The following is a 16611-nucleotide window of genomic DNA, read 5'->3' as shown; positions in this document are numbered from 1 at the left end:
CCGGCGTGCAGGCTGGGGAGTATGGACACCCTCGTGCTCGGGAACGTGGAGATCACCCGCGTGGTGGAGCTGCCCGCCAGAGGCCGCGCCCGCGGCTACGTCTTCCCCGACGTGCCCGTCGAGCACTGGCAGGCGAACGAGAACTGGCTCGCCCCTACCTTCCTGGACCTGGCCGCCGACGAGGTCCGCGTCATGATCCAGACCTGGCTGATCCGCAGCGCGGGACGGACGATCCTGATCGACACCGGTATCGGCAACGACCGGGAGCGCCCGGCCATGCCGGCCTTCCACCACCTGAGGACCCACTACCTCGAGGAACTGGCCGCGGCCGGTGTCCGCCCGCCGGACGTGGACACCGTGATCTGCACTCATATCCATGGCGACCACGTCGGCTGGAACACTCACCTGACGGAGGAGGGGGAGTGGCGGCCGACCTTCCCCAACGCTCGGTACGTGATCCCGCGCGCCGATTTCGACTACTGGAACCCGGCCAACGGACACCGGACCCGCTCCGGTCCCGGCATGGCCAATGTCTTCGAGGACAGCGTCGTTCCCGTGCACCGGGCCGGACAGACCGTGCTGTGGGAGGGTGACCACTACGACATCGACGCCCGGCTCCGTATCGAGCCCGCCCCGGCCACACGCCCGGCTCCTCCGTCGTATGGCTGCGGTCCGGCACGGAACGAGCGGTGTTCGCCGGGGATCTGGTGCACAGCCCGCTGCAGATCGCGGAGCCGGACGACTGCCCCGGTTTCGACGAGGACGAGCCCCGCGCACGGGACAGCCGGCGCCGGGTCCTGGGGGAGGCCGCGGACCAGGGCGCCCTGCTGTTCCCCGCGCACTTCCCCGGACCGGGCGCGGCCGAAGTGCGGCGCGCCGGCGACCGGTTCGCGGTGAAGGGGTGGGCGGCGTGGCGGTGACGCCGTTCCGGGCCGGGGCTACTGCTGGGTGTAGGTGTAAGGGCCGGTGAGGGTGATGTCCGTGCCCTTGCTGTCCAGGATGCCGATCATTTTGCCGTTGGTCGTTCCGTTGTAGGGGGTGTACGGGAAGCACGTCTCGGCAGGCCAGGCGCCGGGGCCGCACGTCCACTCGGGCTTGACCCAGATCGCCGCGCGCTCGCCGCCATTGCCGGTCAGGTTGAAGGTGGTGCAGTACCCGGACTGGACATTGGGGACCCAGGCCTTCCGGTCGATGAGTTCCACCGAGACCGCGATGGGGCCGAATCGGCCCGGGCCGGACTTGTTGCACAGCTTGAGCTGGTGGGGGGTCACGGCGTTGGCCGGGCCGACGCCGATGAGGCTGACCGCCGCGGCGGTGGCGCCGAGGACCGCGAGCGTGCGTACGGTCTGCCGCTTTGTGGCGGTGAGTTTCATGGTGCTCCTCCTACGTGCCCGGTGTGGCGTGTGGTCCACCGGGCGATCGGTGCGCTGAAGTGCGCAGGACCACCTTCACCTTCCGGTGTTGTCGAAATGTTGGCGAAAGATTGGTGCCGGGGCCCGTCGTCAGGGCGCTTCGTCGTCACGGGATCTCGCGCCGCAGGGCGCCGGTGATCGGTTCGATGGCCTGCAGGGTGTTGAGGCAGTGGTGAGCCGTGGGGAGGGTGTGGTGCGCGAGGGGGTGGCGGGTCATCGGCTGCCATCGCCGGGCCGAGGCGGCCGGGATGACGGTGTCGTCGCGGGCACTCCATACGGTGATCGGGTACTCCAGCGGTCTGAGGTGCGGTCCGTAGTCGTAGGCATCGATCAGGGCGAGGTCGGTACGCAGTGCCCGTAGCGTCTCCCGGTGCCGCTGTGTGAGTTCTCCCCGGGGCAGGGGGATGGCCAGCGCGGTGGCGAGTGTGGTCAGGGCGTCGTCGTCCATGGCCCGGCTGTTCAGGTCGAAGCTCGCGTATTCGGGTGGCGAGAAGGCGGCGCAGGCATGGAGGGCGAGAGCCGGCTGGCGGTGACGGGCAAGGTGCCATGCGGTCTCGTAGCCCAGGGCAGCTCCCATGCTGTGTCCGAAGATCAGCAGGGGTTCCGTGACGTGGTGCATCAGGCGGTCGGCAAGCTGGACGGCGAGTCCGGCAAGGCCGGTTGTCGGGTCGGTAGGCGCTTCGCCGGTCTGCCGTCCCGGATAGCGAGCGGACAGGATCCGGAATCCGGGGGTGAGATGGCGGGGCCAGTGCGCGAAGTCCGCGGCGCTGCCCCCCACTCCGGGGAGGAGCAGCACCGCGGCATCCGGGCTGCCCCATCCCTGTCCGGGTGTCAGGTCCCACAGCAGCCCGTCACCCAGTGCTCTCACCTGTCCATCATCGGGCGCCATGCCAGGCTGCATCGCTCCTTCATGGGAATGACCGGATCCCGTCCTTTCCGTCCTTCACGGCATGGGCAGGTTCCGACAAGTCGGTTGAGGGGGCTGGTGTCGTGGGGGCGGAAATGGAATCACCAGCGGACAGCCGCGCTGACGTGGCGGTTGTCGGGATCGCTCTTCGCCTCCCAGGTGGCCTGAACAGCCTGGGCGCGCTGTGGTCCGCGCTCCTCGAAGGGCGGGATCTGGTCACGCGGATGCCTGCCGAACGGTTCGACGCGCAGGAGTTCACCGACACCGATCCGCGGCGGCCCGGGCGCAGCTACACGGTGGCGGCCGGCGTGCTCGACGACATCGCGGGCTTCGACGCGGAGTACTTCTCCCTCTCCCCGCGCGAGGCCGACCGCATGGACCCGCAGCAGCGGATCCTGCTGGAGCTGGCCGCCGAGGGAGTGGACGACGCCGGCATCGACCCGGCCCGCCTGGCCGGTTCCGGCACCGGCGTCTTCGTCGGGGTGTCCAACCACGCCTACGGCACCCTCCAGCTCAGCCGGCTGGAGACCGTCGACCGGCACACCATGACCGGGCTCGCGAGCGGCAACACCGCGGGGCGCCTCTCCCACGCCTTCGACCTGCGCGGCCCCAGCCTGGCCGTGGACACCGCCTGTTCGTCGAGCCTGGTCGCCCTCCACCAGGCGTGCGCGTTCCTCGGCTCCGGCGGGGAGCTGGCGCTGGCCGCCGGAGTCAACATCCTCATCGGGCCTCATGAGTTCGTCGGCTTCGCCAAGGCGTCGATGCTCTCGCCCACCGGCCGCTGCCGCGCCTTCTCCGCGGCCGCCGACGGGTTCGTACGGGCCGAGGGAGGCGTACTCCTCGTCCTCAAGCCGCTCGGCCGGGCCCTCGCCGACAACGACCGCATCCACGCCGTGATCGTGGCCACCGGGACCAACAGCGACGGACGCACCCCCGGCCTGGCCCAGCCCAGCGCCCAGGCGCAGGCCGCCCTGCTGCGCCAGGTGTACGGACCGTCGGGACCGGACGCCCGCGGGCTGGTGTACATGGAGGCGCACGGCACGGGGACCCCCGTGGGCGACCCCCTGGAATGCGAGGCCATCTCGACGGCTCTTGCCCACAGGTGTTCCGCTCAACTGCCGCTGCCCATCGGGTCGGTCAAGACCAACCTCGGGCACCTGGAGTCCGCATCGGGGCTGGCCGGGCTGCTCAAGGCGGTCCTCGTCCTGCGTCATCGTGTCATCCCGCCGTCCTTGCACGGTCTGCCGGTCAACCCCGCCATCGACTTCCCTCGCCTGGGCCTGGCCCCGGTGACCGCTGCCACTCCGCTGGCAACGGCCTGCGGTGGGCTGGTGGGCGTCAACTCCTTCGGCTTCGGCGGCTCCAACGCCCATGCGGTTCTCGCGCCGGCCCCCGCCCCTGCCCGACGGCAGGACCCGCCCGAGGGCCTGCGTCCCGTGCTGGTCTCCGCGCGCACACCCGAGGCTCTCGCCGCCGCGGCCACCGAACTCGCCGACCACCTCGACACCACCGGTGCGGACACCGGCACGTTCTACGACATCGCCCACACCACCCTCGCGCGGCGCGGCAGACACCCCTATCGCTCCGTCGTCCTGGCTGCCGACGCCCGTACTGCTTCCGTCCGCCTGCGCGCCGGCGGCGATGCCTTGCCCGCTCCCGTACTCAAGAGCGGTGCGACCGCCTTCGTCTACAGCGGCAATGGCGCTCAATGGACGGGAATGGGGCGCCGGTTGCTCACCGCATCATCCGGGCATGAAGCCGCTACGGCCTTCCGGGACGCCGTCGACGAGGTCGACGCGGTCCTGTCACCCCTGCTCGGCTGGTCCGTACGGGAGGAGCTGGCCCACGGCACCGACGCGGCCCGGCAGGCGCGGACGGAGGTCGCCCAGCCGTTGTTGTTCACCGTGCAAGTGGCGCTGACCACCGCATTGGCGGCGTACGGAGTGCGCCCGGCCGGTGTGGCCGGACACAGCGTCGGAGAGGTCGCCGCCGCCCACGCCTGTGGCGCGCTCGACCTCGTCTCCGCCGCCGAGGTCATCACCCACCGCAGCCGGGTCCAGGGCCGTACCGCCGGTTCCGGACGGATGGCCGCCGTGGGCCTTCCTGTCGACAGGGCGTTGGAGGAACTGGACCTCTTCAAGGGGCTGTTGGAGCTGGCAGCAGTCAACAGTCCCCGTGATGTGACGGTCGCCGGTGACGAGACCGCTCTCGACGAACTGGCCGGAAGGCTGGCCGGGCAGGGCGTCTTCTTCCGGATGCTCGACCTGGACCACGCCTTTCACACCTCGCACATGGACCCTGTCGAGGCGGACCTGCGCGCCGCTCTGGCCGCGCTGCAACCGGGGGCCGGGACGCTTCCGTTCGCCTCGACCGTCACCGGCAACCTCCAGCCGGGACAATCGCTGACGGGCGAGTACTGGTGGCACAACGTCCGACGCCCCGTGCAACTGCAGGCCGCTGTCCAGGCGTTGGCGGCCACGGGCTGTGACGCCTTCGTGGAGATCGGCCCGCACCCCGTTCTCTCCCTCTACCTGCGCCGCATCCTCGCCGTGGACGACGCCGGGCCCACCACCGTACTGCCCACCCTGTCACGGGACCGGGACGGAGCCGATGCCCTGGAGCGGACCGTCGCCGCCCTGCTCGCCGCCGGCGCCCGCACCGATGCCGACGCGTTCTTCCCCGTGCCGGGCCGGGTCCAGGACCTGCCCGCCTACCCCTGGCAGCGGGAACGCCACTGGCACGGCTCCCCGCGATGGTTCGGGCAGGGCTGCGGCGACGGGCAGCATCACCATCCGCTCCTCGGCGAGCGAGCCGCCCACGCCGAACCCCTGTGGCACCTGCGCATCGATCCCACCCGCCACCGGTGGCTCGCCGACCACGTCGTCACCGGTGCGGTCGTCGTGCCCGCCGCCGCCTTCGCCGAGACGGCCCTGGGCGCCGGCCGCCTCCACCTCCAAGGAGCCGTCCAGCTCGAGGACCTGGCCGTCGAGCGAGCCCTGACCCTGCCCTTCGACGACCCCGCCATGGACGTCCACCTGCAGACCTCGCTCGACGCGGCCGACGGCACCGTCCGCATCGCCAGCCGCGACGGCACCGGGCCCTGGCGCCCGCATGCCCGAGGCGTCGTACGCCGTCTGCTGCGCCAACAGCCCGCGCGGGACGACATCCGGGCGCTGCGCGCCCGTCTGCCGGAGACCGTCTCCGCAGCCGATGCCCATGCCGGCGCCGCCGCCGTGGGCATCTCCTACGGACCTGCCTTCACCGTCCTCACCGGCTTGCAGGTCGGTGACGGTGAGGTCCTGGCCCGGTACGCACTCCCCGGTGTCCCGGAGCCGGCCACGCCCGCGCAGTACGTGCTCCACCCCGCCCTCCTCGACGCGGCCCTCCAGGCGGGTGCTCCCCTCCTCGCCCAGGGCGGACGCACACCTGACGCCCCCTATCTGCCCTCCGCCATCACGGCCCTGCGGGTATGGGACGAGGCTCCCGCGGAGGGCTGGGTCCACGTACGCCGCCGCGAGGCCACGCCCCGTGAGGTGTCCTGGGACATCCGCCTCCTGGACGATCAGGGCCGTGTCACCGCCGAGGCCGAAGGCTGCAGGCTGCGCCGCTTCGAGACCGCCGACACCACGCCGAGACGCCTGGCCACGGTCCTGCGCGCAGCACCGCGCGAGCTCGACCCCGTCGCGCCCGCCCCGCCTCTGCCCGCTCTGCGTGAACTGGCCTGTGCGGCCGAGCGCACCAGGGAAGCGGACTGGGGCGGACAGCGCTACGCCCAAGGCACCCGTCTGATCGACCAGTTGAGCGCGCACTTCACCCTCCGGGCGCTCCGCACTCTGGATCCCGAAGCCGCCGCCTACACGCCCGACAGCCTCATCGGCGCCGGTGCGCTCCCCGTCTACCGGCGCCTGCTGCACGCCGCACTCGATCAGGCCGAACGTGCGGGGCTGTTGCACCGCGAAGGCGAAGGCGAAGGTGACGGGGGCTGGATGCCGGCTGCCCGCCCCGATCCCCAAGGCGTTCTGGCCGAGCTGCTGCGCGCGGTCCCGGAGTGCGCCACGGAAGCGGTGCTGCACGCGCATTGCGGCGCTCTGCTGCCCGAGGTGCTCGTGGGCCGTCAGGACGCCGTCGCCATGCTCTTCGGGGAGAGCGACCGGCACTGGGTGGAGAACTACTACTCCACCGGCGTCGTGCCCCGCCGTGACAAAGCCCGGATGACCGCCCTCGTCCGCGAGCTCGTCCGGTACTGGCCCGAGGGCCGGCCCCTGCGCGTCCTGGAAGTCGGCGCCGGCACCGGGGCCTTGACCGCGGCGCTGCTCGGCGTTCTGCCGCCCGAGCGTACGCACTACACCTTCACCGACATCTCCGCGACGTTCTTCCCCCGCGCCCGCGCCCGTTTCGCCGGACACGACCACATCGTCTACCGCCCACTCGACCTGGACCAGGACCCCGAAACCCAGGGGTTCGCCCCGGGCGCGTACGACCTCGTCGTGGCCGACAACGTCCTGCACGCCACCACCCGGCTGCGCGAAAGCCTCACCCGCCTCGCCGATCTGCTCGGCGAAGGCGGCCACCTGCTGGCCGCCGAGACGCACAACCTCGACCGTCTCCTGCCCTGTTTCGGCCAGCTGAAGAGCTTCTGGAAGGTTGACGACGCCGAACTTCGCTCCCGTTCCCCGCTCTTGACGGCCGGGCAGTGGCATGAGCTGCTCGCCGCCCAGGGGTTCGACGAGACAGCTCAGCTGAACGCGGACGGCGCCGAAGCCGACCACTCCGTCCTCGTCGCACGACGTGCCCCCGGACGGACGGCCCAGGGAGCAGCCCCCACGGGAACAGCCCTTGCCCCGGCCACCAGTTGGATCGCCGCCGCCGAGCACCCGGACGACCCGCTCGCCCACGCCCTCGCCAAGGCCCTCGGCTCGGCGGGCGACGCCCCTGTGACCGTCGTCCGGGCCGTCACCGATCCCGATCAGTGGGGCGCCTGGCTCCGGCCCGACCGGTCCCAGCCCGCCGTGGTCCTCCTCCTGGCAGGCGAGAGCGCGGAGTTGAACGACGACGGCCCGACCGACCCGCACCGTGACCGGACCGTCCTGGAGCAGGCCGTCACCCGCACCGCCGTCCTGCGCGCCATCGCTCAGGCCTGCGCACGGCTTCCCGGCACGGTCGACCCCTCCTTGTGGCTGGTCACCCGCCTGTCGGGAGCCGTGCCCGAGGCGGGGGCCCGCCCGGCCCCGGAGGACTGCGTGCCCTGGGCCGTGGCCCGCTGCCTCGCCAACGAACAGCCCCGGCCCACCACCCGACGGCTGGCCTTCGAACGAGGACCGTCGCCCGAGACCGACGCCACCCGGCTGGTCCGCGAACTGCTGGCACCGACAGCGGAGGACGAGATCGTCCTCACCCCTGCCGGCCGCTTCGTCCCCCGGGTACGCGACCTGCCCGCCGCCACCGTCGCAGCCGACGGGCGCTGCCATCGGCTGCGGCTGCGCCGCCCAGGGCTCGGATTCGGCCTGGACTGGGTGCCCGCCCCTGCCCCACCCGCCCCGGGCCCGGGCGAAGTGACCATCGAGGTACGGGCGGCCGGGCTCAACTACCGTGACGTCCTGCTGGCCACCGACTCCCTGCCACCGGGCGCCGAAGTCCCCGCCCCCGGCGAACACAGTCTGGGACTGGAGTGCGCGGGCATCGTCACTGCCGCCGGCCCGGGCACGGAACTGAGGGCGGGGGAGCGGGTCTTCGCCTGTGCACCCGGCGCCCTGGCCTCGCACGTCGTCGTCCCCGCCGCATGCACCGGACGTATCCCGGACCACCTGTCGTTCGCCGAAGCGGCGACCCTTCCGGTCGCCTTCTTCACGGTGCACCACTCCTTGGAGCACCTGGCCCGCCTTGGAGAAGGGGAGACGCTCCTGGTGCACGGCGCGGCCGGCGGGGTGGGCCTCGCCGCCCTGCAGTACGCCCGGCACGTCGGCGCCCGGATCATCGCCACCGCCGGCAGTCCTGCCAAGCGCGCGCTGCTGGCTCTGCTGGGCGCCGACCATGTCCTGGACTCCCGCACCCTCGGCTTCGCCGACCAGGTGCTCGAACTGACCGGGGGCAAGGGCGTCGATGTCGTCCTCAACTCCCTTGCGGGCGAGGCCATCACCCGCAACCTCGACATCCTGCGGCCCGGCGGCCGCTGCATCGAACTCGGCAAGCGCGACATCCACACGGGCGGCCGACTGGCCTTGCGGGCCTTCCGCAACAACCTGTCCTTCCACGCCGTCGACGCTCTCCAGATGCTCAATTGCCAGACAGAGCTGTCCGCGCGGCACTTCGCCGAGCTCACCCGCCGCGTCCAGCAGGGGACGTACCGCCCGCTGCCGTACCACCTCCACCCGGCCGACACCGTCATGGACGCGTTCGCGCTGCTGCGCCGCTCCCATCACATCGGCAAGGTGGTCATCAGCCTCACCCCCCGGCCCCACCTCACCGAACCCCCCGGGCGTCTCGTGTGCGACCCGGACGCCACCTACCTGGTCACCGGGGGCCTGACCGGCCTCGGAGCCGCCGCCGCGGGCCTCCTCGCCGACCGGGGAGCCCGCCACCTCGCCCTCGTCTCCCGCCGCGGCCCCGCCACACCGGGCGCGGACGACCTGCTGACCGACCTGGCCCACAAGGGCGCCACCGCGACGGCCCACGCCGCCGACGTGGCCGACCCGGCCGCCATGGCCGCCGTGCTCGAGGGCGTCGCCGCCACCGGGCGGCCCCTGCGCGGCGTCATCCACTCGGCCATGGCCGTGGGCGACGCACTGCTGACCGAACTGAGCGACGAGACCGCCCGAGCGGTACTCGCGCCGAAGCTGACCGGCACCAGGATCCTGGACCGCCTGACCCGCGACGCACACCTGGACTTCTTCGTCGTCCACTCGTCCGCCTCCGCCATGGTCGGCCTCCGCGCCCAGGCCGCCTATGCCGCCGCCAACCTGGCCATGGAAGGAATCGTCCGCACACGCCGGGCGGCCGGCCTCCCCGGCCTGGCCATCGGCTGGGGACTCTCCGGCGAGGTCGGGATGGCAGCCCTGGACGAAGTCATCCAGGTACTGGAACGCATGGGGCTCGCCCCCATGAGCACCGCCCGGATCCTCACCGCTCTCGACGACCTCATGACCGGCCCGGGAGCCGGCCCCGGCGTCCTGCAGGTGGCACGCATCGACTTCAGCCGTATGGCCACGATCCTGCCGATCCTGCACACACCGCGGTTCACCGGACTCCTGCCGGCCCAGCCACCCGGCGGCGCCCCGACCACCGAAGCCCGCCGCCTGCCGGCCGGCGGCAGCCCGGTCATCGGCAAGGACGAGCTCGCCGACCTGCTCGTCACCCTCGTCGCCCGTATCACCCAGTGCGCCCCCGAGCGCATCGACCGCACGCGGGGCATGGACGCGCTGGGCCTGGACTCCCTCATGGCCACCGAACTGGTCGTCAGCCTGCAAAGCGAACTGGCCTATGAGATCCCCACCATGGAGGTCATCAACGCCGACAGCATCGACGACCTCGCCCACCGCATCCTCACACTCGCCGGCACGGCATGACCGGGAGCCGCCATACCCGCATCACCCTTCCGTCGCCGGGACCGGCTCGTGCAGGAAGAGGACCGTGCAGCCGGTCCTGCTGAAGGTCTGGTGCTCGATGGGGTACGGGTAGTCGACGAAGTCGCCCTTCGCCCGGTGCGCCGTGTGCCGGGTCCCGTCGGGGAACACCAGCTCGTCGTCGGCCTCACCGTCGAGGAACAGAAAGCGGTGCGCCGTGCGGTGCGGGTGGCGGGGAGAGAAGGAGCCCGGCTCGAACCGGGACAGCCCTACGACCCGTTCGTCGAAGTTCTCGTCGAAAGCGACGTCGAGGAGGAGCCGGAACCACTGGCCCGGACTCGACTCCAGCCACCCTTCCGGGCTGAACACGTCGTCGGCCGGATTCCCCAGCCGCTTCCCGGCCAGTACGAGGGCCAGGGCGCCGTCGGTGCTGGACACGACTGCGTGCCCGCACCCGGGCAGCGCGGCGTAGGCCCCGGTCCGGTACTCCGCGGCGGGTCCGGTGGCGCCGGGCGCGATGGAGAGCCGTCCGTCCAGGACGAGGACCCGTTCATCGCTGTGCCCTGCGCGGGTGAACTCGCCGCCCGCCGCGAGCCGCAGGAGCGAGAACGAGTCGCCCTGGGCGGAGTTGAGCAGATCTTTCGTCCAGACTCCCGGCACCTGCCCGCCGTCGCTCAGGGTGGCCGCAACCCACTTGACGGGGCTGAAAGTTGATATGTGGCTGGGCATTGCTGTCCTCCGTTGCGAACGGATGCATGCGCGTCATGCTAGGCATCGGAAGTATGCATTTGAAGTTATCAACGGAGTTCGCACAGCTGCCGCAGGGCGGTTGCCCTGCGGCAGCTGTGCTGTGTGCTGCGAAAGGTGTCAGCGCCGGGGGCTCCGCGCCGCCGCCTGGCGGTCGAGGAGCTGCTGGTCGTAGAGACTGTCGGGCAGGGCGTGCTTGCCGTTGGACTCGATCTGGCCGTCGCTGCCGTTCATCAGCGTGCCGGTGCAGCCGATGGCCCAGTTGTGGGCGGTCGGGGGCTCCTGGGCCATGTACTGCTGGGTGGTGCAGTTGTAGGCCGTGCTGTTGGCGTCGGACCAGCCGTGGCCGCTGCCTCGGCTGCCGTTGTTGACGAGCAGCAGCGAGCCGTCGATCTGGACGTCGTCGTAGAGGGTGCCGCTGCCCCAGCGCTCGTGGCCGCCCGCGTCGTAGGTCTTGTCCACCAGGGTCGCCTTGCAGCGGGAGAAGACGTTGGGGCCGGACTGGCGGCCGTAGGTGGAGAAGGCGTGGATCATGGGTGCGGTGACGGCGCAGTCCTGGACCAGGTTCTGCTGGCCCTGGAGGAGGTAGGCCTCCGAACGGGCCGAGGAGTCAGTGGTGTTGAAGTCCAGTGCCTGGGTGTGCAGGACGGAGATGCGGCGGCTCTGCGGGCCGAGGAAGGTCTGGCCGCTGCCGCCGAAGTGACGCCAGGTGACGTTGCTGATCCAGGAGTCCTGGACGGCGTTGAACTCCCAAGGAGCCGCGTTGTAGAAGGACTTGGCGTAGTTCGGGTCACCGTTCATGGCCTGGCCGTCCAGGCTCAGGTTCTCGATGCCGGTGTGGTCGATGCGGGGGAAGGTGTACTTGTAGACCGTCGCCTGGGTGTACTGCTTCTCCAGCGCCGTCGTCAGCGGGATGTCGAGGGTGACCTTGTTGCCGTGGACGGCGGTGACCTTGCGCTCCGAGCGCAGGCTCCAGTTGGGTGTCCACGCGTCGGTCATGCCGATCGCGTCGATCCACGCCTGCGTGGTCGGGCGCTCGACGACGACCTCGTCGCCGGCGTTCAGCCCGGCGGTGCTGCCCAGCGTGAGCGTCGTGCCGCCGACGGGTACGTAGTCGTCGGTCACCTGCTGCGTGGCGCCGACGGGGGTGTACCGGGACTTGTCCCCGATGGTCACCAGCGTCCGCACCGACGGCTGGTCGGCGACGAGCGTGGTGGAGCCGGTGCCCGAGCCGCGCAGGACGACACCGCTCGCGCCGATGTGCAGCTGCCCGGCGATGTGGTACTGCCCCGGCGCGAGCTGGACCGCGCCCCGGATCCCGTCGGAGCCCTGTGGCAGCGCGGCCACCTTGTCGATCGCCGCCTGGACGGCCGCGGTCGCGTCTCCCTTGCCGGGAGCGGGGACGGTCTCCTTGACGGGCGCCTTCGGCAACGACGTGCCGCCGCCCTCGTACCCGGCGTAGGAGTAGTCGGGGATCCGGTTGCCCTGCGCGTCCTGCCCGTAGGCCAGGTGACCGTCCTTCAGGGCCAGCCACGCGCCGCCGGACACCGGACCGCTCGTGCGGGCCGTGGCCGCCGTCGCGTCGGGCTGGGCCAGGCCGAGGCCCAGCCCGCCGGCCAGCGCCGCGGCCGCCACGGCGGTCGACACCGCACGGTGCCGTGATATGCGAACTCTGTCCCGTGCCACGGGACACCTCCTTGCTCTCCGTGCAGGCCGACGAAGGGAGCTCGTCGGCCGCGAGCAGACTCCCGGACGGGGAATGGCGAAACGTTGACGAAAGGTTGACGGCAGGGGATGGCAGCAAAAACGGCCGGTGGGTGGTCTCCCGCCGCGAGGCCGGAGACCACCCACCGGGTCCCGATGCGTGTACCTGGTCCGCGTCAGACCTTCTGGTGGTTGTGCATCATGACGTAGCGGGCGAACGCGATGAAGCCGGACATGGTGGTGAACTGTCGTCCGGCCACCTGGAGCACGCCGCCGCCGAGGTTGTTCATCTGCTGGTAGATCCACCGGGAGACGCGGTCCCAGTTGTTCTCCAGCTCGACGTTGTCCGCGCCCATCTGAGCCGTTCCCCGGGCGTTGATGGCGTTGTAGACGGTGTCGTAGATGCGGCCGAACCGGGCGGCCTCGGAGGTCATCGCGATGGTCTGGATGAGGCCGATGCTCAACTGGCCGCGGTTGCCGCCGTTGTTGAGGTAGGACGTGGTGTTCTGAAGTCGGCGCAGAGCTTCGCGTGCGCCCTGGCCGCTGAACGAGTATCCGGCGCGGTCGGTCGCGCCGCCGCCGGGCATGGTGGCGTAGTTGCCGTCCCAGGGCAGGAGGTTCACGCCGACGCCCAGAATGCGCGTCATCTCCTGCGGCCACACGCCGCTGAAGGCGTAGTGCCCGCCGTTGGGCACCCAGTAGCCCGCGAAGTACAGGTTGTCCGCCCACAGGTACAGCGACATGACCTGCTGACCGTTGTCATTGACGCGGATCTCGATCAGGCGGGCGCCGTCCCCGGTCGTCTCGTCCACGGAATTGACGTAGTGGTGCCCGGCGGTGCGGTGCAGCGCGTTCACCATGTCGTAGTAGTGGGAGGCGGCGTTGCCGCCTCCGTTCTCCAGACCCGTGATGTCCCAGTCGATCTTGGTCCAGTTGCTGCTGGGGTCGGCCTGGGCCGTGGTCCCCGCCAGGCCGACCAGGCCGAGGGAAATGGCGAAGGCCACGATCAGGGCGCCCACGCGCTGGAAGACTGTGCGGGCGCCCCGGGACGGCGACAGGGATGTACGGGGGTAAAGCTTCATGGTGCTCCTTGTGCGGGCGGTGGCTTCCGGTCGGTGCCGAGGCCACCGCTCGACCTGACGGTCCCCGGGTGGGGATCTTCGCCATCGTGCCGAGGAGCGGTTGCCAAAAGGTTGGCGAAAGGTTGGCGAATCATTGACGCGAGCGTGCAAGCGCACAGGGCCCGGTTTGGCGGGGCGCGTAACGTCGGGTAACTTGCGTCAGCATTTTGTCTTGTTGTGTGTGGATGCCGAGGGGTACGTACGTGATGGCGGAGGCAGACGGCACCGCCTTGAGGTTCGCGGTGCTCGGCCCGGTGCGCGCCTGGCGCGGGGAGAACGCGCTCGGCCTCGGCAGTCCCCAGCAGCAGGCGGTGCTCGCCACGCTGCTGCTCCACCACGGCCGCCCGGTCGGGCGCGACGAGCTGCTGTACGCGGTGTGGGGAGAGGAACTGCCCGCCTCGGCGGTGGGCACGCTGCGCTCGTACGTCTCCCGGCTGCGCAACAGTCTGCGGACGGCGAGCGGCTCCGGCCCGCTGGTCTCGGCCGGCGGGGGTTACGCCCTGGAGGCGGGGACCGACGCCGTCGACGCCGGCGTCCTGGAGAACGTGCTCGCCGAGGCCGGCCGCGCCCGGTCGGCGGGGGACCACCGGCGGGCCGGTGAGCTCCTCGCCCGGGCGCTCGGCCTGTCGCGGGGAACCCCGCTGGCCGGAGTGCCGGGGCCGTTCGCCGAACGGGAGCGCGACCGGCTGGCCGAGCTGCTGCTGGGCGCCGAGCAGCAACTGGCGGAGGCCAGGCTGGAGCTCGGGCGTCACACGGAGGCGGTCCCCGTCCTCGCCGGTCTGGTCAGACAACACCCGCTGCGGGAGCGGCTGACGGAGCTGCTGATGCTCGCCCTGTACCGCTCCGGCCGTCAGGGAGAGGCGCTCGGCGCGTACCTGGACACCCAGCGGCATCTGGACGAAGAACTCGCGGTCACGCCCGGCCCCGAACTCCGGTCGCTCTACGAGCGGATCCTGCGCGCCGACCCCGTCCTGGCCGCCCCGGTGACGGGCACCGAGCCGGCCGTCACCGCGGCGGCCGTGCCCTCGTCCGTGTACCTGGCCCCCCAGCTGTTGCCGCAGCCGCCGGCGGGGTTCGTCGCCCGGCCCGAGGAACGGCGGCGGCTCGACGAGGCGTGCGCCGACGACGGGGCGCGGGTGCCGCGCGTGCTCGTCGTCGCCGGGGCGGCCGGAAGCGGCAAGACCTCGCTGGTCGTCCACTGGGCGCACACGGCGGCCGAACGGTTCCCCGACGGCAGGCTCTATGCCGACCTCCAGGGATTCGATCCCCGGGGGCCTGCCGGCCCCGCCGGGATCCTGCACGCCTTCCTGCGCGCCATGGGCGTACCGGACGACGAGATCCCGGCCGCCACCGCGGCGCGCGCCGAGCTCTTCCGCGACCGCATACGCGACCGCCGCCTGCTCGTCGTCCTCGACAACGCCCGGTGCGCCGACGACATCGCTCCCTTCCTCGCGGAAGGAGGGTACGCGCACACCGTGGTGTGCAGTCGGCACGCCCTGGACGGACTGATCCTGCCGGGGAACGCGGCGTACCTGGCGGTCGGCTCCTTCACCGCCACCGCCGCCCACGAGCTCCTGCGCCTGCGACTGGGCGACGAGCGCACACTGGAGGACCCCAAGGCGGCGCGCCGCCTGGTCGAACTCTGCGACTTCCTGCCCCTTGCCCTGAGCATCGCCCTCGCCCGGCTGGTCATGCACCCGGAGTGGTCGGTGGCCGACCTCGTCGACGAGTTGGAGGACGAGCAGGCACGCCTGGGCGCCCTGGGGCTGTCCGGCGACCGGAGCGTCCGGCGTGAACTGGGCCTGAGTCGACGCCACTTGCCGTCCGGGGCGGCCCGGCTGCTGCCGTTGCTCGCCCTCCACCCCGGTCCCGGGATCGACGGCCTGGCCGCCGCCGCCCTCCTCGACGACTCGCTCGCCGTCGGCCGGCGGGCCCTGGCGGACCTGGCCGCACTGCACCTGCTCACCGAATCCCGGCCCGGCCGCTACCAGGCCCACGACCTGGTCCGCCTCTACTGCGGCCAGTTGCTCGAAGAGGAGCTGACCGCCCGCGATCGCGAACGGGCCGCGCAGCGCCTCGCCGACTTCTACGTGGCCGCGACCGCCGTGGCCAACACCGTTGTCTTCGGGGACGACCGCACTCCCTTCCCGCCGGTGGGCGAGGTGCCCCGCGCCCTGCCCGGGCTCAAGGACACCCGGGACGCGCTGCGTTGGTGGGGCCCCGAGGCGCCGGTGATCCGCAGGCTCATCGACATCTGCGCCGCGTCGCGCGACCACGAGCGTGCCTGGCGGCTGGCCCACAACACCGCCGGCTACTACGTGTGCACCGACATCAGCGCATGGCTCGAGTGCGCGACCCTCGGCCTGCGCGCCGCCGAACAGCTGCGGGACCCGGCCACGTCCGCCCGGGCCCACACCACGATGGGCATCGTCCTCGGCCAGCTCGACCGCCCCGAGGAGGCTTTGCCCCACCTGGAGCGCGCGCTCCGGCTGTACCCGCCGGGCGATCGCCACCGCACCATCGCCATCGGCATGCTGGCCGGCATCCATCACGACCTGGGCCGCAGCGATCTCGGACAGCAGTCCTTCACCGAGGCCCTCGAGGCGGCCCGCGCCTCCGCCGACGCCTTCCTGGAGGCGTTCGTCCTGCACCGCATGTGCATGGCGGACATGGCCGTCGCCTCGCCCGAGGACGTGCTGCACCGCGCCCGTCACGCTCGACAGCTCCTGGCCGACCGGCCGCTGACCCAGATCGCCCTGGGCACACTGGGCTTCGAGGCCCACGTCCTGGACCGGCTCGGCCGCACCGCGGAGGCCGAGACCACCTGGCGCCGCCTCGTCGAACTGAGCGCCGACGCCGGCGACGACCACCTCCACGGCCTCGCCCGGGCCCAGTTCGCCACCTTCCTCGAAAGCCACGGGCGCACCGAGGAAGCCACCGCTCACCTCGACACGGCAATCGCCTTGTACCGCAAGCGGGAAGACGGCCGCACCGTCGCCGCGCTCACCCAGCGGCTCACCACCCTCGGCCCCACCGGTCAGATCCTCGCCACCGGGTGAGAGGGCCAGGCGGCCTTCGGCTGCAGCATGGCCTCCTGGGGCAGGGCTCACCGATCACCAGCTCCCGGTGCTGCTGCCCCGAGGTGTGCGACGGCGTCGGCA

7 protein-coding genes and 1 pseudogene are annotated in these 16611 nt (G+C 71.8%); 3 read left to right on the top strand and 5 right to left on the bottom strand.

Annotated elements, in window-relative coordinates; all coding sequences use genetic code 11:
* Window positions 1-21 precede the first annotated feature (21 nt).
* Window positions 22-920, top strand: a pseudogene (locus tag ACV530_RS22585) (MBL fold metallo-hydrolase).
* Between the two features lie 18 nt (window positions 921-938).
* Here the strand turns inward: ACV530_RS22585 and ACV530_RS22580 are convergent.
* Both ACV530_RS22580 and ACV530_RS22575 read right to left on the bottom strand, forming a co-directional pair.
* Window positions 939-1373: a hypothetical protein gene (locus tag ACV530_RS22580; protein ID WP_494334416.1), complete on the bottom strand. Its 435-nt coding sequence runs from the start codon at window positions 1371-1373 to the stop codon at window positions 939-941.
* Window positions 1374-1518: 145 nt separating this feature from the next.
* A complete protein-coding gene (locus tag ACV530_RS22575) occupies window positions 1519-2280 on the bottom strand; it encodes a thioesterase II family protein (RefSeq protein ID WP_494334415.1) in 762 nt (253 codons plus the stop codon).
* Window positions 2281-2414: 134 nt separating this feature from the next.
* On the opposite strand from ACV530_RS22575, the gene ACV530_RS22570 reads away from it, so the two are divergent.
* A complete protein-coding gene (locus ACV530_RS22570; RefSeq protein ID WP_494334414.1) occupies window positions 2415-9881 on the top strand; it encodes an SDR family NAD(P)-dependent oxidoreductase in 7467 nt (2488 codons plus the stop codon).
* A 21-nt stretch (window positions 9882-9902) separates the two neighbouring features.
* Here the strand turns inward: ACV530_RS22570 and ACV530_RS22565 are convergent, their stop codons facing one another.
* From ACV530_RS22565 to ACV530_RS22555, 3 genes are all read right to left on the bottom strand, one after another.
* Complete coding sequence (locus ACV530_RS22565; protein WP_494334413.1) at window positions 9903-10607, bottom strand: hypothetical protein; 705 nt, start codon at window positions 10605-10607, stop codon at window positions 9903-9905.
* A 138-nt stretch (window positions 10608-10745) separates the two neighbouring features.
* A complete protein-coding gene (locus ACV530_RS22560) occupies window positions 10746-12311 on the bottom strand; it encodes a peptidoglycan-binding protein (RefSeq protein WP_494334412.1) in 1566 nt (521 codons plus the stop codon).
* A gap of 194 nt (window positions 12312-12505) precedes the next feature.
* The gene (locus ACV530_RS22555; protein ID WP_494334411.1) at window positions 12506-13411 is read right to left on the bottom strand and encodes a ribosome-inactivating family protein; all 906 of its coding nucleotides are present in this window, start codon (window positions 13409-13411) and stop codon (window positions 12506-12508) included.
* Between the two features lie 245 nt (window positions 13412-13656).
* Here ACV530_RS22555 and ACV530_RS22550 point away from each other — a divergent pair, with 245 nt between their 5' ends.
* Window positions 13657-16509 (top strand): AfsR/SARP family transcriptional regulator, encoded by a 2853-nt coding sequence (locus ACV530_RS22550; RefSeq protein WP_494334410.1) that lies wholly within the window; start codon window positions 13657-13659, stop codon window positions 16507-16509.
* Window positions 16510-16611: the final 102 nt, after the last annotated feature.

The sequence above is a fragment of the Streptomyces sp. SX-6 genome (assembly GCF_059089585.1).
The sequence above is the reverse complement of the archived record's forward strand: the minus strand, read 5'-3'. Positions and strand labels throughout refer to the sequence as shown.